Origin of the sequence: Metapseudomonas boanensis, from assembly GCF_018704125.1 — a bacterium.
Lineage (GTDB): Bacteria > Pseudomonadota > Gammaproteobacteria > Pseudomonadales > Pseudomonadaceae > Metapseudomonas > Metapseudomonas boanensis.
In genome coordinates, this window is the sequence record NZ_JAGTIS010000001.1 from 397,068 (window position 1) to 413,590 (window position 16,523).

General features: G+C 61.5%; 15 protein-coding genes, 4 tRNA genes and 1 pseudogene. 12 read left to right on the forward strand and 8 right to left on the reverse strand.

Translation table 11 applies throughout. The features are described from left to right. Positions 1-40 precede the first annotated feature (40 nt). Complete coding sequence (locus J7302_RS01900; RefSeq protein WP_215369573.1) at positions 41-832, reverse strand: crotonase/enoyl-CoA hydratase family protein; 792 nt, start codon at positions 830-832, stop codon at positions 41-43. Between the two features lie 367 nt (positions 833-1,199). Between J7302_RS01900 and J7302_RS01905 the strand changes: the two genes are divergently transcribed. Then, on the forward strand, positions 1,200-2,873 hold the full coding sequence (locus J7302_RS01905) for a DEAD/DEAH box helicase (RefSeq protein ID WP_215369574.1): 1,674 nt from the start codon (positions 1,200-1,202) through the stop codon (positions 2,871-2,873). A gap of 102 nt (positions 2,874-2,975) precedes the next feature. Here J7302_RS01905 and J7302_RS01910 read toward each other — a convergent pair whose 3' ends face one another. Then, the gene (locus J7302_RS01910; RefSeq protein WP_215369575.1) at positions 2,976-3,743 is read right to left on the reverse strand and encodes a dioxygenase family protein; all 768 of its coding nucleotides are present in this window, start codon (positions 3,741-3,743) and stop codon (positions 2,976-2,978) included. A 99-nt stretch (positions 3,744-3,842) separates the two neighbouring features. On the opposite strand from J7302_RS01910, the gene J7302_RS01915 reads away from it, so the two are divergent. Beyond that, positions 3,843-4,508, forward strand: a complete 666-nt coding sequence (locus tag J7302_RS01915) for a thiopurine S-methyltransferase (RefSeq protein WP_215369576.1) — start codon at positions 3,843-3,845, stop codon at positions 4,506-4,508. Positions 4,509-4,786: 278 nt separating this feature from the next. On the opposite strand, the gene htpX is transcribed toward J7302_RS01915, so the two are convergent. The 3 genes from htpX to J7302_RS01930 form a co-directional block, all read right to left on the reverse strand. Continuing rightward, entirely contained in the window at positions 4,787-5,659 is an 873-nt protein-coding gene (gene htpX / locus J7302_RS01920) for a protease HtpX (protein WP_215369577.1), read from the reverse strand. Positions 5,660-5,745: 86 nt separating this feature from the next. After that, positions 5,746-6,204 (reverse strand): hypothetical protein, encoded by a 459-nt coding sequence (locus tag J7302_RS01925; RefSeq protein ID WP_215369578.1) that lies wholly within the window; start codon positions 6,202-6,204, stop codon positions 5,746-5,748. 58 nt (positions 6,205-6,262) lie between these two features. After that, positions 6,263-7,474, reverse strand: a complete 1,212-nt coding sequence (locus J7302_RS01930) for a pyridoxal phosphate-dependent aminotransferase (RefSeq protein ID WP_215369579.1) — start codon at positions 7,472-7,474, stop codon at positions 6,263-6,265. A gap of 178 nt (positions 7,475-7,652) precedes the next feature. On the opposite strand from J7302_RS01930, the gene msrB reads away from it, so the two are divergent. The 3 genes from msrB to J7302_RS01945 all read left to right on the forward strand — a co-directional run bounded on the left by msrB (position 7,653) and on the right by J7302_RS01945 (position 9,243). Continuing rightward, on the forward strand, positions 7,653-8,045 hold the full coding sequence (gene msrB / locus J7302_RS01935) for a peptide-methionine (R)-S-oxide reductase MsrB (RefSeq protein WP_215369580.1): 393 nt from the start codon (positions 7,653-7,655) through the stop codon (positions 8,043-8,045). A 245-nt stretch (positions 8,046-8,290) separates the two neighbouring features. Further along, positions 8,291-8,776: a glutathione peroxidase gene (locus J7302_RS01940; RefSeq protein ID WP_215369581.1), complete on the forward strand. Its 486-nt coding sequence runs from the start codon at positions 8,291-8,293 to the stop codon at positions 8,774-8,776. Beyond that, the gene (locus J7302_RS01945; protein ID WP_215369583.1) at positions 8,773-9,243 is read left to right on the forward strand and encodes a MarR family winged helix-turn-helix transcriptional regulator; all 471 of its coding nucleotides are present in this window, start codon (positions 8,773-8,775) and stop codon (positions 9,241-9,243) included. Before J7302_RS01940 ends, J7302_RS01945 begins: the two co-directional genes overlap by 4 nt. Here J7302_RS01945 and J7302_RS01950 read toward each other — a convergent pair. Further along, a complete protein-coding gene (locus J7302_RS01950; RefSeq protein WP_215369585.1) occupies positions 9,224-11,551 on the reverse strand; it encodes a hybrid sensor histidine kinase/response regulator in 2,328 nt (775 codons plus the stop codon). The genes J7302_RS01945 and J7302_RS01950 overlap by 20 nt on opposite strands. 98 nt (positions 11,552-11,649) lie before the next feature. Here J7302_RS01950 and J7302_RS01955 point away from each other — a divergent pair, with 98 nt between their 5' ends. Both J7302_RS01955 and J7302_RS01960 read left to right on the forward strand, forming a co-directional pair. Continuing rightward, positions 11,650-12,540, forward strand: coding sequence for an ATP-binding protein (locus J7302_RS01955; RefSeq protein ID WP_215369587.1), 891 nt, complete (start codon positions 11,650-11,652; stop codon positions 12,538-12,540). Beyond that, positions 12,537-13,028: a GAF domain-containing protein gene (locus J7302_RS01960; RefSeq protein WP_215369589.1), complete on the forward strand. Its 492-nt coding sequence runs from the start codon at positions 12,537-12,539 to the stop codon at positions 13,026-13,028. The genes J7302_RS01955 and J7302_RS01960 overlap by 4 nt, the downstream gene beginning before the upstream one ends. Positions 13,029-13,193: 165 nt before the next feature. Here J7302_RS01960 and J7302_RS01965 read toward each other — a convergent pair whose 3' ends face one another. Both J7302_RS01965 and J7302_RS01970 read right to left on the reverse strand, forming a co-directional pair. Next, complete coding sequence (locus J7302_RS01965; protein ID WP_215369591.1) at positions 13,194-13,856, reverse strand: glutathione S-transferase family protein; 663 nt, start codon at positions 13,854-13,856, stop codon at positions 13,194-13,196. Between the two features lie 36 nt (positions 13,857-13,892). Next, positions 13,893-14,663: a hypothetical protein gene (locus J7302_RS01970; protein ID WP_215369593.1), complete on the reverse strand. Its 771-nt coding sequence runs from the start codon at positions 14,661-14,663 to the stop codon at positions 13,893-13,895. 233 nt (positions 14,664-14,896) lie between these two features. Here J7302_RS01970 and J7302_RS01975 point away from each other — a divergent pair. The 5 genes and pseudogenes from J7302_RS01975 to J7302_RS01995 all read left to right on the forward strand — a co-directional run. After that, positions 14,897-14,972, forward strand: a tRNA-Glu gene (locus J7302_RS01975). A gap of 15 nt (positions 14,973-14,987) precedes the next feature. Continuing rightward, a tRNA-Gly gene (locus J7302_RS01980) sits at positions 14,988-15,063 on the forward strand. 32 nt (positions 15,064-15,095) lie between these two features. Further along, positions 15,096-15,171 (forward strand) — tRNA-Glu (locus J7302_RS01985). 15 nt (positions 15,172-15,186) lie between these two features. Beyond that, positions 15,187-15,262: transfer RNA gene (locus tag J7302_RS01990), tRNA-Gly, on the forward strand. A 377-nt stretch (positions 15,263-15,639) separates the two neighbouring features. Then, positions 15,640-16,418, forward strand: a pseudogene (locus J7302_RS01995) (IS110 family RNA-guided transposase); the annotation flags it as partial. Between the last annotated feature and the right edge of the window lie 105 nt (positions 16,419-16,523).

A 16,523-nucleotide genomic window follows, 5' to 3' on the forward strand; every position in this document is an offset into this window, starting at 1 on the left:
CGCCCCGCAAGAAAGCTGCCGGTATGCCCGGTGCGTTAATCTACCTGCCTTTGAAATGCCCGGCGCGTTGTTCCTGCTGGGCGCGCAGACCTTCTTTGGCGTCATCGCTGGCCAACAACTGTTGTGCAACAAGTGCCAACGCTGCCGCAGCGGCTTCTTCGCCTTCGTTGACAGTCTGTCGAGCCGACGCCAGGGTAGCCTTGATCCCCAACGGCGCTTGCGCCGCCACTCGCTCGGCCAGCCAGATGGCGCGTGGCAGGAGGTCTTCACTGGCCAGCACCTCTTGCACCAGGCCCAGGCGATAGGCCTCGTGGGCATCGAACTCGTCACCGGTCAGCAGCCAGCGCATGGCATTGCCCCAGCCAGCCACTTGGTGCAGCCGCAGTGTGGCGCCGGCGAAGGGGAAGATGCCGCGCTGTACTTCCAGTTGAGCAAAGCGTGTATTGCTAGCGCACAGGTTGATATCGGCCGCCAGCATCAGCTCGATGCCGATCGTGTAACAGTAGCCCTGCACGGCCACCAGCAGGGGCTTGGACAGGCGCTGGCCGCCGAAGGTGCCCCAGGCGTCGATTGCGCCTGCCGGCAGCCGCCACCCGGTGCGGAAGGTTTCGCCGACATTGGCGAGGTCCAGCCCAGCAGTGAAGTGGTCGCCGTGAGCGAACACCAGCGCGCAGCGCGCGTCGTCGTCCCGTTCATACTCACCCAGGGCCAGAACCAGATCGTCCAGCATGGCTTGGTCGAAGGCATTGCGCTTGGCCACGCGATCAAGGCCGATGAGCATGATGTGGCCGCGCTTTTCACGGCTGACGCGACCGACAGAGCTTGAAGACATGGTGGTTTCCTCGTGCGAGTGGCGGGGGCGCACGAGGGGTATAGTCGTCGAGTATTTCCTTGTCCATTGCGTTGACCGTCCGACGGGGTACAAAGAGGTGGCACAGAAAAACCTGCACGGCAAGAATGTTTTTCCTGTATGATGCGCGCCGGCCTGCAAACGGCCCCGTTCAGGAACTGCGTTTTATCCGAGGCCTTGTGCCTTCGGCTGCAAGTCCGCGTCGCGGACTACCCTTGACGATTCATCCATTCCTAAAAAAGCGTACTCGCAAATTCTCTACCAGGCTGCCAGGGTGACCCACAAGGTCCTTCACGGCATATGCAGCCATGGAACAAGGGTCTTTGCGGATGCACATTGAGGCAGACCCATGACCCAGGAACTCGGCACCTTCGCCGCGCTCGGCCTTCATCCCAATGTTCTCGCCGCAATCTCTGCGGTTGGCTATGAAGAACCGTCCCCCATCCAGGCCCAGTCGATTCCGGTGATCCTCGCCGGTCACGACATGATTGGCCAGGCCCAGACCGGTACCGGCAAGACTGCAGCCTTCGCGCTGCCGATCCTGTCGCGCATCGATCCGGCCAAACGAGAGCCGCAGGCGCTGATCCTGGCACCGACCCGCGAGCTCGCACTGCAAGTTGCAACCGCCTTCGAAACCTACGCCAAGCAGATGCCCGGCCTGAACGTGGTCGCTGTCTACGGTGGCGCACCCATGGGCCCGCAACTCAAGGCCCTGCGCCAAGGAGCCCAGGTTATCGTGGCAACCCCCGGTCGTCTCTGCGACCACCTGCGTCGTGACGAGAAGCTGCTTGCCACCGTGCAACAGCTGGTGCTCGACGAGGCGGACGAGATGCTCAAGCTCGGCTTCATGGACGACCTCGAAGTGATCTTCGAGGCCCTTCCTGAGAGCCGTCAGAGCGTCCTGTTCTCGGCTACCCTGCCGCCGTCGATCCGCTCGATCGCCGAGCGTCACCTGCGTAACCCGCAGCACGTCAAGATCGCCGCCAAAACCCAGACTGTGGCTCGTATCGAACAAGCCCACCTGATGGTCCATGCCGACCAGAAGACCGGCGCCGTTCTGCGTCTGCTGGAAGTCGAAGAGTTCGACGCGCTGATCGCTTTCGTGCGCACCAAGCAGGCCACTCTGGACCTGGCCAGTGCCCTCGAAGCCAAAGGCTACAAAGCTGCTGCGCTGAACGGCGACATCGCCCAGAACCAGCGTGAGCGCGTGATCGAGTCCCTCAAGGACGGTCGTCTGGACATCGTGGTCGCTACGGACGTAGCCGCCCGTGGTATCGACGTACCGCGCATCACCCACGTATTCAACGTGGATATGCCGTATGACCCCGAGTCCTACGTACACCGTATCGGTCGTACCGGCCGTGCGGGTCGTGATGGTCGTGCACTGCTGCTGGTAACTCCGCGTGAGCGTCGCATGCTGCAGGTGATCGAGCGTGTCACCGGCCAGAAAGTGGCCGAAGTGCGCCTGCCCAACGCCCAGCAAGTGCTGGACGCCCGCATCAAGAAGCTGACTGCCAGCCTCACTCCGCTGGTGGCCGAAGCCGAAGCCAGCCATGGCGAACTGCTGGACCGCCTGATTTCCGACATCGGCTGCAGCCCACGTGCCCTGGCCTCGGCGCTGCTGCGCAAGGCCACCAATGGCCAGGCGCTGAATCTGGCGGATGTCGAACGCGAACAGCCGCTGGTGCCGAGCTCCCAGCCGCGCGAGCGTCGCGAGCGTGATGGCGAGCGCAGTGAGCGTGGCGAGTACCGCGAGCGTCGCGCCCCGGTTCCGCTGGCCGAAGGCCGCGTACGTTGTCGCACTGCCTTGGGGACGCGCGACGGTATTGCCGCGAAGAACCTGCTGGGCGCCATCCTCAACGAGGGCGGCATTGCGCGTGAAGCGATCGGTCGAATCCAGATCCGCGAGACCTTCAGCTTGGTCGAGCTGCCGGAAGAAGGCCTGGATCGCCTGCTGGGCAAGCTGAAGGACACCCGTGTGGCCGGTAAGCAGTTGAAGCTGCGCCGCTACCGCGAAGACTGAAGCACCTGGCTATAAATGAAAAAGCCCCGCATTGCGGGGCTTTTTTATGTGTGGTGCGTGGAGGGAATGAATCGCCCCATGCACAGAAAGCAGGCGGCGCGGCTAATCGAACCGGTAGATATCCATTCCCAGTGCCCCTAGGGTGAAGCCGCTGTGTACCACTTCGAAGCAGCTGCCTGCGCCACGGGCGAAGTACAGCGGCAGCAGGTGTTCATCACTGGGATGATTTCGTACGGCATGTGGCGCGAGTTTGCGATAGTCGTGGAGCGCACCTTCGTCATCGGTCTTCAAATGGGCCACCATCCAGTCGCGAAACTCGCGAGCCCAGGGACTAATGACGTCAGGGCCGGCGCGCCAGTCCAGTTCGCCCAAATTGTGGGTGATGCTTCCCGAGCCGATCAGCAGGATGCCCTGCTCGCGCAGCGTTGCCAGTGCACGGCCAACGCGGGTCAGGAATGCCGGGCCAAGTCGGCTTGGCAGCGAAAGCTGTACGACCGGGATATCTGCGTCCGGGTACATCAGCGACAGGGGCACCCAGGTCCCGTGGTCGAAGGGGCGCTCGGGGTCGATTGAGGCTGGCAGGCCAGCCTGGTTCAGTTGTACAGCGACAGTTTTAGCCAGCCCGGGGGCGCCGGGTGCAGGATACTGCACGGCGTAGAGGGCCTGCGGAAAGCCATGGAAATCATGCCAGGTGGTGGGCTGGGCGGCACCAGAGAGCAGCAGGCGATCGCTCTCCCAGTGCGCGGAAACCACAAGAATGGCGCGAGGCCTCGGTAACGAGTCGGCCAGTTTTTTCAAGGCAGGGCCACTGGCGCCGGGTTCCAGCGCAAGCATCGGCGAGCCGTGGGAAATGAACAGGCTGGGTAGCATTTCGGAATTCCTCGGGTAGGATGCCGGCATCATCAGGGCTGGATATATCGATTTCCAGTATAAATTGTTGAACTTATCAATCGAATTGTTGGAGGCGTCATGGACGAAGCATTCTGGCTCGCGCGCTGGGAGCAGGACCAGATCGGGTTCCACCTGCGCGAGGTCAATCCTTACCTGCAGCGTTATTGGCCGAGCCTGGGTTTGGCGCGGGGTAGTCAGGTGCTGGTGCCGCTCTGTGGCAAGACCCTGGACATGGCCTGGCTCGCGGGGCAGGGGTATCGGGTTCTAGGCGTGGAGTTGGCACAGCGAGCGGTGGAGGACTTCTTCACCGAGCAAGGGCTGGAGCCGGACGTTCGCCAGGAGGGTGCGTTGCAGCGCTACAGCGCGGGCGCTGTCGAGATCCTGCAGGGTGATTTCTTCGCTGTGGCGCCCGAGCAGGTAGCTGATTGCAAGGCACTGTATGACCGGGCCGCCCTGATCGCCTTGCCGCCGGCTATGCGCGAGGACTACGTGGCGCATCTGTCGCGCCTGCTGGCGCCCGGCAGTTGCGGTTTGATGGTGACGCTCGACTATCAGCAATCGCGCCTTGATGGGCCGCCGTTCGCAGTCCCGGAGGCAGAGGTGCGCGAGCGCTTCGGCGGTGGCTGGCAGTTGGAGCTGCTGGAGCGTTGCGATGTGCTGGAGAAGAACTGGAAGTTTGCGTCGCGTGGATTGGATAGCTTGCACGAGCCGGTATTCCGGCTGCATCGGGTGGCAGCGGAGTAAGGAGAGGCGGATCCTGGGCTCACTTGGCGAATGAATTGGCTCTGTCCCAGTGAAGTGTTGTCACTGGCTGGCTCCCTTGTAGGAGCCAGCTTGCTGGCGAACGGGCGCATTTCGCGAGCAAGAACTCGGCGTCCCCCTCGCTCCTACAGGGCTCTCAGCCCGACCTTTGATGGCTAGCAACAGCTAACGCCGACAGAGCCAATGAATGTGCCGCTACAGGAGAAGCCGTAGGCAAAAAAGAGGGCGGCCATGGCCGCCCTTAGTCAGTGTGAGTCGTTTCAGCCGCGACGGCGCAGGGCTTCGATGCGCTCTTCCAGCGGCGGATGGCTCATCAGCAGGCCGGCCAGTCCGTGCTTCAGGCCGCCGTTGATGCCGAAGGCAGCCAGGCTGTCGGGCATCTGGACCGGGACGCCTTGCTCGGCGCGCAGGCGCTGCAGGGCACCGATCATGGCGTTGGTGCCGGCCAGGCTGGCGCCGGCTTCGTCAGCTTTGAACTCGCGACGGCGCGAGAACCACATGACGATGATGCTGGCCAGAATGCCAAGGACCAGCTCGGCGAAGATGGTCGCGATGAAGTAACCGATGCCCGGACCCTCTTCATTCTTCAGGATGACCTTGTCGACGAAGTTGCCGAAGATCCGCGCGAAGAACATGACGAAGGTGTTCACCACGCCCTGGATCAGTGCGAGCGTCACCATGTCGCCGTTGGCCACATGGCCGATCTCGTGGGCCAGCACGGCGCGCACTTCATCGGGCGAAAAACGCTCCAGCAGACCCTGGCTCACGGCCACCAGTGCGTCGTTCTTGTTCCAGCCCGTTGCAAAGGCGTTGGCCTCGTAGGCGGGGAAAATGCCGACTTCCGGCATCTTGATTCCGGCCTCGCGGGACAGTTGTTCGACGGTTTGCAGCAGCCACTGCTCGTGGCGTGTACGCGGCTGGGTGATGATCTCGGTACCAGTGCTCATCTTCGCCATCCACTTGGAGATGAACAGCGATACCAGCGAACCGGCAAAACCGAACACGGCGCAGAAGACCAGCAAGCTGCCATAGTTCTGGCCGGTAAAGCGGTCCACCCCGAGCAGTTTCAGCGTGATGCTGGCGATTACCAGCACTGCAAGGTTGGTGGCCAGGAACAACAGGATGCGCATCATGGTTGGATCAGTCTCCTCACGGGGAAAACGTTCGTTACTGCGGGGTATATAAGGGGCAGCCCTGGCGTATTCAACCAGGGACTATTTCAAACTGTGTCGCTTGGGGCCTGGGGATTGGCCCTGTCATCGAAGATTAGCCTAGCCAGGCGTGCCAGGCGTTCGCCGTCGGCGCCGCGCAGGGCCTCACGAAGTTGCTGGGCAAGGCTCGCGCGAACGCGCAGCAAACTGGGCGGGAGTGGCTGATCCAATTGCGCATCATGCGGGACTACGCGGGACATTCGCAGGAAGCCTTTTTCGCTCAGCACGGCCTGGTCCAGCGCTTCGAAGTGGAGGGTACTGTCGTAACGCAGGTAGCCTTCTTCAGCGAGCCAGAGAAGGGCGGCGAGACAGCTCTCGTGCCGTTTGCTCGGTAGGCCGAACTCGTCCGGCTGCTCGGGGCCAATAAGGTCCTCCACGTACAACGCAATACGTCGTGGAAACGCCTGGTAGAGCTGGAGCAGGCCGGCGGCGCAGTCCTTGTAGAAATCGTCGATCTGCAGGTCCATGGGCTAGCCTGGCAGGCGCTGGCTGCACCGCCGTGGTTGGGCCACGGCGGCGCGGCCTTTACTGGTGATAGGACTTGAGGAAGCTGCCGATGCGTCCGATGGCTTGCTCCAGGTCGTCGACGCGGGGCAGGGTGACCACGCGGAAATGGTCCGGCCACGGCCAGTTGAAGGCGGTTCCCTGGACGATCAGCAGCTTCTCGGAGAGCAGCAGGTCGAGGACGAACTTCTCGTCGTTATGGATCGGGCAGACCTTGGGGTCAATCTTCGGGAAGGCGTAGAGCGCGCCCATGGGTTTGACGCAGCTGACGCCGGGGATGTCGTTGAGCAGTTCCCAGGCGCGGTTGCGCTGCTCCAGCAGGCGGCCGTTAGGCAGGACCAGGTCATTGATGCTCTGGTAGCCGCCGAGGGCGGTCTGGATGGCGTGCTGGCTCGGCACATTGGCACATAGGCGCATGTTGGCCAGGATGTCGATGCCTTCGATGTAGCTCTGGGCCTTCTGCTTCGGGCCGGAGATGGCCACCCAGCCGGAGCGGAAACCTGCCACGCGGTAGGACTTGGACAGGCCGTTGAAGGTCAGGCACAGCACGTCCGGTGCCAGCGAGGCCGTGGAGATGTGGATGGCGCCATCATAGAGGATCTTGTCGTAGATCTCGTCGGAGAAGAGCACCAGATTGTGCTGGCGGGCCAGCTCGACCATGCCTTCCAGCACTTCCTTGGAGTACACGGCGCCGGTTGGATTGTTCGGGTTGATGATCACCATGGCCTTGGTGTTCGGGGTGATCTTGGCCTTGATGTCCTCGAGGTCCGGCCACCAGTTGGCCTGCTCGTCGCACAGGTAATGCACGGGCTTGCCGCCGGCGAGGCTGACCGAGGCGGTCCAGAGTGGGTAGTCCGGCGCCGGGATCAGCACTTCGTCACCGTTGTTGAGCAGCGCCTGCATGCACATCACGATCAGTTCGGACACGCCGTTGCCGAGGTAGATGTCTTCGATGCCGATGCCTTCCACCTGCTTCTGCTGGTAGTACTGCATGACAGCCTTGCGGGCGCTGAACAGACCCTTGGAGTCGCTGTAACCCTGCGCGGTCGGGAGGTTGCGGATCACGTCCTGGAGGATTTCTTCCGGGGCTTCGAAACCGAACGGCGCCGGGTTGCCGATGTTCAGCTTGAGGATGCGATGGCCTTCCTCTTCCAGGCGCTTGGCGTGCTTGAGCACCGGGCCGCGGATGTCATAGCAGACGTTGGCGAGCTTGTTCGATTTGCTGACCTGCATGATGCTGGATGTCCCGAGGTGGAAAGCGCCGCAGCGGGCGGCGACTGGCTGGTATCTGTGCGCCTTGGCAGGGTGTAACGCGGCTGCCAGACTGGCGTCTTATGAAGCGCGCATGATACGTGCGGCCTGATGGCCCGAAAAGGCCGGGCCAGGCTTTTTTCCACTGCCGAGGACTGCCATGGACAAGCTAGACAAACCCCTGGAAAGCTGGCGCGAAGAGCTTTCCGAAGCCCAGTTCCACGTCTGTCGCCTGGGAGGCACCGAGCGTGCCTTTAGCGGCGAGTACTATGCCACCAAGACCCCTGGAATCTACCGCTGCGCCTGTTGCGGCACGGCGCTGTTCGACTCCGATGCCAAGTACGACTCCGGCAGTGGCTGGCCGAGCTACTTCCAGCCGGTCAGTAACGAGGCCATCGCTGAACACGAGGACAACACCCATGGCATGCATCGCATCGAAGTCCGTTGCGCCCGTTGCGATGCGCACCTGGGGCATGTGTTCCCCGACGGCCCGCGTCCCACCGGCTTGCGATACTGCATCAACTCGTTGTCGCTGAAGCTCGAGCCACGCTGAGATTGGTTGTCCCCCCATTGGGCCATGGGTTGCGTCCCTTGTAGGAGCGAGCGTGAGTGCGAATTGGGGAGTGGGCTTTCGCGAGCAAGCTCGCTCCTACAACAAGGATTTCCGCTCGGCGGCTGTACCTGACTCGGAGTTGGCCTTGAGTCGGATGCGGGCTCTCTGTATCTGGAAATAAATTGCGTGCAATTTAATTGCTCGCTATTTTGGTCAGGCCACTTACTTTTCAGCAGGTTTCCATCATGAGCACCGCCCTTTTCGATATCCCGGTCACGACCATCAAAGGCGAGCAGAAAACCCTCTCTGATTTCGGCGGCAAGGCGCTTCTGGTGGTCAATACCGCCAGCAAGTGTGGCTTTACCCCGCAGTATCAAGGGCTGGAGAACCTCTGGCAGCGGTACAAGGACAAGGGGCTGGTGGTGCTGGGTTTTCCCTGCAATCAGTTCGGTAAGCAGGAGCCGGGCGACGAAGGGGCGATCAGTGAATTCTGCGAGTTGAACTTCGGCGTCAGCTTTCCTTTGTTCAAGAAAATCGAGGTCAACGGTTCCGGCGCCCATCCCCTCTATGTGCAGCTGAAGAAGCGTGCACCAGGCCTGTTGGGCAGCCAGGGCATCAAATGGAACTTCACCAAGTTCCTGATCAGCCAGGACGGCAAACTGATCAAGCGTTTCGCGCCGACCACCAAGCCGGAGGATCTGGGCGCCGAGATCGAAGCCCTGTTGAAATGAACGCTTCAGGCTCCATGAATCCAGAACTGCTGCTCGACAACCAGCTCTGCTTCAAGCTCTACGCTGCTTCCCGCGCGATCATCCGTGGTTATCGCCCGCTGCTGGAGAAGCTGGGTCTGACCTACCCGCAGTACCTGGTCATGCTGGTGCTGTGGGAGTGGCGGGCGAAGCCGCCTGAACTACCAACGGTGAAAGCGCTGGGGGAGCGATTGATGCTGGACTCCGGGACCCTGACGCCCTTGCTCAAGCGGCTCGACCAGCTCGGCTTGGTGCAGCGTCGACGCGCTGCGCACGACGAGCGAGAGGTCCACTTGGCCCTGACACCGCAAGGGGTGGAGCTGCGCGGCCAGGTGATACCTCTGCGCGCCGAGCTGATTTGCAAGAGTGGCTTTGACCTCAGTGAGATGGGCGCTCTCCGAGGGGCGCTCGATCAGCTTCTGGGACAGCTCACGGCGCAGCCTGAGTAGCGGGCAGCCACGTATCGAGCAGCGTCTCCAGTTCTTCGCGCCGGAATGGTTTGGCCAGGTAATCGTTCATGCCTGCGGCGTGACAGCGTTCGCGCTCGTCAGGCAGGGCGTTGGCGGTCAGGGCGATCACCGGCAGGTCTGGCCAGCGTCCACTCTGTCGAATCCTTCGGGTTGCCTCGTAGCCGTCCATCACGGGCATGTTGCAGTCCATCAACACCAGGTCGACGGCGTGCTGTTCCAGTCGGCTGAGCGCTTCGCCGCCATGACCGGCAAGCAACACCTCGCAACCGAGCTTGGCCAGCATGCCTTTGGCCACCAACTGATTAACGGCGTTGTCCTCTACCAGCAGCACCTTTGCATGGTGCCTCCTGGGCAGGGGAGCCTCGATGGTCTGCGTCGGTTGTTCTTCGGGCTGTCTCAGGAGCACCCGTTGCAGGGCCTGGTAGAGCGGTGTTCGGGCCAGCGGGCGGGCAAGTTGCTGCAAGGGGGCCAGTGCGTTGGTCTGGGCTGCAGACAGGAAACTGGCGTAGCCGGTAACCAGGAGGATTGGTGCGCCTGAGGCTTTGCGCAGGCTCTCCAGGCGTTCGGGGTGGTCGCTGATCAATAGGTCCGCTTCCAGTCCAGCGGGATCTGCTTCGGGATCTTTTCGCTCGTAGTCAAGGTTCCAGGCCGGTAGCCAGGTCTGCAGCAGTTCTCCCAAGCCGCCGCCCTCACTGCAGAAGGCTGCTACCCGGCCCATCAAGGGAGCTTTGTGTTCCGCGGGTGCCTGCTCGACCAGCGGCAGCTCGGCGCTGAACAGGCTGCCCACCCCCTCTTGTGACCTGACTTCGAGCTGGCCCTGCATCGCTTCGCAGAGGTGGCGGGTCAGAGCCAGGCCAAGGCCGGTGCCGCCGAACTGACGAGTAATGCCTGCGGTGGCTTGTGAGAACGGCTGGAACAGCTTGGGCAATGACTCGCTGGAAATGCCGATCCCAGTGTCTCGTACGCTGATGAGAACACCTCCTTCGCAAGGGGCGACGCGCAAATCGACGCGACCATGCCGGGTGAACTTGAGTGCGTTGGACAGCAGGTTGCTGATCACCTGCCGCACCCGGGTCGGATCTCCGGTGACCAGCGCAGGAAGGCTGGGGGCGATGATGCAGGTGAGTTCGACACCTGGGGCGGCATTCTGGGAAAGCAGGTTGGCGGTGTCTTCGGCCAGCGTGCCGAGGTCGAACGGAATCCGCTCCAGTTCCAACTGGCCGGCCTCGAACTTGGACAGGTCGAGAATATCGTTGAGCAACTCCACCAGCACGGTTCCCGAGTCGCGGGCGATCTGAAGCTGACGGCGCTGTTCGCTGCCCAACGGCGCATCCAGCGCCAGGTCGAGCATCCCGAGCAGGCCGTTGAGCGGTGTGCGGATCTCATGGCTCATGTTGGCAAGGAACGCCGCGCGTGCCTTGGCCATCTCCAGTGCGGTACTGCGAGCGGCTTCCAGTTCCTGGTTGTAGCGGCTGAGCCGGCTATTGGCGGCTTTCAGCTCGGCGGTTCGGGCCGACACGATGTCTTCCAGTTCGCTCAGGTACTGGTTCAAGCGTTGGTCGGCTACGCGACGTTGCTGCATTTCGGTCGCCAGGTTGGCCAGGTGGCGATTGGTTACCTCCACCAATACGCCGATTTCGTCCTGTTCATGACCGGGAGGGCAGGGCAGCTTGGCATCCGGTTCCCTGCCAGGGCTGCCTTCACTGAGTGAGCGGATCAATCCCACCAGCGGCTTGGTCAGCATGCTGTAGAACAACACCAGCAGGATCAACGACAGCAACAGGCTGCGCACGAAGCCGCTGAGCAGCGTAAGCATGGCGCGTCGAAGGAAATCACTGCCGAAGGCATAGGTATCGACCTCGAGGCGCAGGACGCCAAGCACTTCATTGGGTGCGTGGACGATATAAAGCGGATCTTCGAAGTCGCGGCGCTCGCCGAAGAGAAAGTCGCTGAGCATTCGAAAGTCGCTTTCAGTGCGCGCCCGGTTGACGCTCGCCAGCACTGCGCCGTTGTTGTCGATGATCTCGGCGCGAATGACAGCAGGTGAGCGCAGCAGGCCGGTGACCAGCTCCTGGGCCAGTTCGGCGTCGATGTTGTAGGCGATGCGGGCCGCGGGGCTGTGGCTGATCTGCAGCAGTGCCTGGATCTCGCGGTCGATCGAGGCATCTTCGTTGATGTAGTCGTTCGCGACCTGGATGATGCTGAGGACCGTTCCGAGGATGAACGCCACCAGCACCGTGAGGCTGGCCTGCTTGAACGACAGCCGTTGAGTCAGCGGAATGTCCATGGGGGCGGGGGGTGGCCTTGTTCCGTGAGCTTGCCAAGCATAGCCTATCCGGTCTTCCCGCAGTGCCTGGTGACTGCGGCTGAGCCAAGGAGTTGACCGTGGATTCCCGTTTGAATGCCTTTCTCGAGCGCGCCGATGCTGTTCTCGCGCGCCTGGAACCCCTGCTGCCGGCAACCCGGCCTGATATCGACTGGCAGCAATGCCTGGCGGCGCGTTGGCACCGTGAAGGTCGCGGCGGTTACCTGCAGCCGCTGCAGGTGAGTCTGGACCTGGATCTGAGCGACCTGATTGGTGTCGATAACCAGCGTGAGCAGCTCGCTCGCAACACGCGCCAGTTCGTCGATGGGTTGCCTGCCAACCACGCGCTGCTCTGGGGTGCCCGTGGTACCGGTAAATCGTCCCTGGTGCGCGCCTTGTTGGCGGAGCACGCGGGGGCCGGGCTGCGGCTGATTGAGATCGAGCGTGACCACCTGGCGGACTTGCCGCGGGTGGTCGAGCAGATCGCCGGGGTTGCCCAGCGCTTCGTGCTGTTCTGCGATGACCTCTCGTTCGAGGCGGGCGAGGGGGACTACCGGGTGCTCAAGAGCGTGCTGGACGGCTCCCTCGAGCGTGCGCCGGAAAATGTCCTGCTCTATGCCACCTCCAACCGCCGTCACCTGGTGCCGGAGAAACAGAGTGACAACGAGCATTGGCAGATGGTCGATGGCGAACTGCACCCCAACGAGGCGGTCGAGGACAAGATCGCCCTGTCGGATCGTTTCGGTCTCTGGCTGTCGTTCTATCCCTTCACGCAGGAGCATTTCCTGGCCGTGGTGCGCCACTGGGTCGGCGTGCTCGCCAAGTCGGCGGGGTTGGAATGGGAATGGAGCGAGGATCTGGAAAAACTGGCGATTCGCTGGGCCCTGGGACGGGGCAATCGCAATGGCCGTTGTGCCTATCAATTCGCCCGTCAGTGGGTCGGGCTGGCGCTGCTGGAGCAAGGTAAATGATCGATCTGCAGCAGGCCGGTAGCGGGCTTGCCGGCTACGCGCTGCTGGCGGCCCAACTGGAATCGCTGCTGGCGGATGAGCGTGATTTCATTGCCAACAGCGCCCAGTTCGCGGCTTTCCTCTACAGCGAGCTGCCCGATTTGAACTGGGCCGGCTTCTATCTGAATCGCAACGAACAGTTGGTGCTGGGGCCATTCCAGGGCAAGGTCGCCTGCGTGCGCATTCCCTTCAGCAAGGGCGTCTGCGGCGTGGCGGCCAGCACGCGGCAGACCCAGCGTGTCGACGATGTGCATGCGTTTCCAGGGCATATTGCCTGCGACAGCGCCTCCAATAGCGAATTGGTGGTGCCGCTGGTGAAGGACGGGCGATTGATCGGCGTGCTGGACCTGGACAGTCCGGAATTGTCGCGTTTCAGCGCAGAGGACCAGCTTGGGATCGAGCAGTTAGCGTTAATTTTCCTGCGCCTGACGGACTGCAGTGGTCTTTGAGTGACAAGTAGCCCGGACTCAGTCCGGGCTACCGCTCGAATGAATGCCGTGTGGAAGGGCAGGCTGCGCACCAGTCGGGCATCGATCGCTTCCTCCCCCGATTGAAATGCCTGAGTTGGTGCGCATGGCGCACCCTACGGTCGGCATTCGCAGTTGCGGTAGATTTCAGGCTCTGCCACTGAGCTTGGCCAGCATCTTCTGCTCGCCGGGGAGCACCGCTTGCACGGATTCACGTGCCTTCATCCGTCCGTAATGGGCAGCCAGCCTGGGCCAGCGCTCGGCGTCCAGTTGTTCGCCGCCATGCTCCATGTTGATCAACTGGCTGGCAAAGGCGATGTCGGCCATGGTCAGGCGCTCGCCCACGAAGAATTCCGCACCGCTCAGGGTCTTTTCCAGGTAGTTGAAGTGCTGCGGCAGCTTGTCAGTCAGTGCTGCCTGCACAGCCGCTTCGTCGCAGTGCTGGCCCATGGTGGGCTTGAGCGCGCGGTTACGAAACACCGTGAAGGTGCTTAGCGGTGCCAGTTCGTAGTCCGCGTACTTTTCCAGCCAGCGCACCTGGGCGCGCTCGTTGGTATCGCGTCCATAGAGCGGCGCGAGTTCACTGTGCTTGTCCTCCAGGTACTGGCAGATCACGCTGGAGTCGGCGAGGCTGAAATCGCCGTCGCGCAGCGCGGGTACCCTGCCCAGAGGGCTCAACTCGCGGTACCACGCTGGCTGCGCAAAAGGCGAGACGATCTCCAGTCGGTAATCCAGGCCTTTCTCCAGCAGATAAAGGCGTACTTTGCGGACAAATGGGGAGAGTGGGGCGCCGTAGAGGGTAAGACTCATCAAGGGTGTCCTTGTCTGATTGGATCAGCGTGAAGGTCAGTCGTAGATGTTCTTCTTTTTCCAAAGATCATCGTCATCCAGTGACTTCAGACCTTCGGTCAGCTCGCTCGGTTCGTTGGTTTGCGGTTGTGCTGTCTCCAGAACCAATGCGTTGGCGCGGGCGAGGTGGGCCTGCAGTTGTTGCTTCTGGTTCTGGTAGCGTGCCGGGTCGGGTTGCTTTTGCAGGTACTGCACGCCTCGCTCGAACGCCAGCCGCGCTTGTCGAGGCTGTTCCTCCTGCACCGCTTGCAGGCCGAGGTTGGTGAAGAACTCAACATGCAGTTGGACCAGCAGGTCGCGAATTTCCTTGACCCAGTTCTTGGCGTCGTTAGCCGCCAGCAGTCCCTCCTGGGCAGCGCGACCGATCTGGCCGTGTAACCCTTCGAGCTGAAAGCGGACTTCCTTTGCCTTGGCTTCGCTGAGGATCTTTTGTGGCGCGTTGGTGACGGGGATGGCTTCGCCCAGGTTGGCCAGTACACGGAGCTCCTCGAGCCTGGCCTTCAGGCGGGCATCCTGTTTGTCCAGCTGCTGCAGGCTTTCGCCGAGTTGAAGCTGCAGTCGGGTCAGGAGGAGTTTCAGGGCAGGGGAGACCATTTGCCCGGGCATCGTTTCGGAGAGATCGCCGCAGCGGCGGATCCGGTCGGTCAGATCGGCTTTCTTGCGGGCTTTTTCCAGCTTGGTGTTTTCCACCATGTGATTGATGTAGCCAATGACGATCAGAATCACGATACCGACGACGATCAACAGGGTGATCACGAGTGGCGACATCTGAAAGGCTCCCGCGCACTTATAGGAATTGCGCCGGAGTGTAGAGGCTTGGTTGCCATGCTCATAGAGGTGGTTCAAAAATTGAGCAGAAGTCGTTGATTTTAAAAAGTATTTCAAGGAGGGTTGACGGGTGTTGAAAGGCTCCCTAGAATGCGCGCCACTTCGACGCGATGCCCGACGGGTAAAGCGAAGAAGCCGGAAAATGCTGAAAGCTGTTGTAAGTTCCGGGCCGCGTCCCCTTCGTCTAGTGGCCTAGGACACCGCCCTTTCACGGCGGTAACAGGGGTTCGAGTCCCCTAGGGGACGCCAGTTTCAAAGTTGCATGCGGGAATAGCTCAGTTGGTAGAGCACGACCTTGCCAAGGTCGGGGTCGCGAGTTCGAGTCTCGTTTCCCGCTCCAGATTTGCAAGCAATGCTTGTTGAGCCTTGTTTGTCCCCTTCGTCTAGTGGCCTAGGACACCGCCCTTTCACGGCGGTAACAGGGGTTCGAGTCCCCTAGGGGACGCCAGTTTCAAAGTTGCACGCGGGAATAGCTCAGTTGGTAGAGCACGACCTTGCCAAGGTCGGGGTCGCGAGTTCGAGTCTCGTTTCCCGCTCCAAATTATGATCTACAGATGTCCACTGAACTCTGTAAGTCATTGAAAAAGGGCCGTAAGGCCCTTTTTTCGTTCCAGCAAAATCTACTGGAATCCTCCCCCGGCCAGGACTTTTAAGTCCATTTTTGAGTCCATCTTTACGAGGGGTGGTTGCCGAATTGTTGCTGGAGGAGTGCGGTCTGCGAGACAAGCATCTAGTCCTGACTTCTGTTCAGGAACTCGCTCGTGGCGCCCGCTGCGACAAGTTGGCCGGAAGCTTTGCCGCGATGGCCACACTGGCTTGCACGCTGCGCTGCCTACGGCAGTACTAATGGGATGGTCGCCCCCACACCCTACCAGGGGTTAGGCTCTGGCTGGGGGCATTCACGGAGACCATCATCATGAGCGCAGTCGCACTGGTAGGCATTGATCTCGGCAAGCACAACTTCCATCTGCATGGGCAGCACAAGTCTGGGCGAGAGGTTTTCCGCAAGAAGGCGACGCGTCTACGGACGATGCGATTCTTGGGCAACCTGCCAAGCTGCACCGTGGCGATGGAGGCTTGTGCCGGATCGCATTTCGTGGCCCGCCAACTGATAGCGTGAGGCGAAGCTGATCTCATCGCAGTTCGTGCGGCCCTTCGTCAAGGCTAACAAGAACGACTTCGTGGATGCCGAGGCGATCTGCGAAGCGGCTTCGCGACCGGCAATGCGCTTCGTGACGCCCAAGACCGAGGCGCAGCAAACCCTGTCTGTGCTGCATCGAATCCGTGACTCTCTGGTGCGCGATCGCACCAAAACCACCAACCAGGTCCACAGGCTTCCTGTTGGAGTTCAGTATCAGCCTGCCGAAAGGGCTGTCGCTGCTCAGGCGTTTGCCGAACACACTGGCCGAGCATGAGCTGCCGCCTCGGTTGATCATGCTGCTAACACGTCTAAACCAACACTTCTGCTACCTGGATGAACAGATCAGGGAGTTGGACAAGGACATGGCCAGCCAGTTTGCCGAAGACGACCTCGGAACTCTCCTGTTGACCATACCGTGTGTGGGGCCGATCACGGCCAGCTTGCTGTTGGCCGAGATGGGCGATGGTAAACAGTATGGCGGCAGTCGTGATTTCGCGGCTTCGGTGGGACTGGTTCCTCGCCAGTACAGCACGGGAGGCCGAGCCAACAACCTGGTACGAAAAGAGGCTTTCGAAGCCGCAGTGCTTTTAAGGATCGCTAGGTGCGACTCTCATCGTGGCGCGGGGCAGGGCCCACACTGACGCCGGATAGATTTAGGC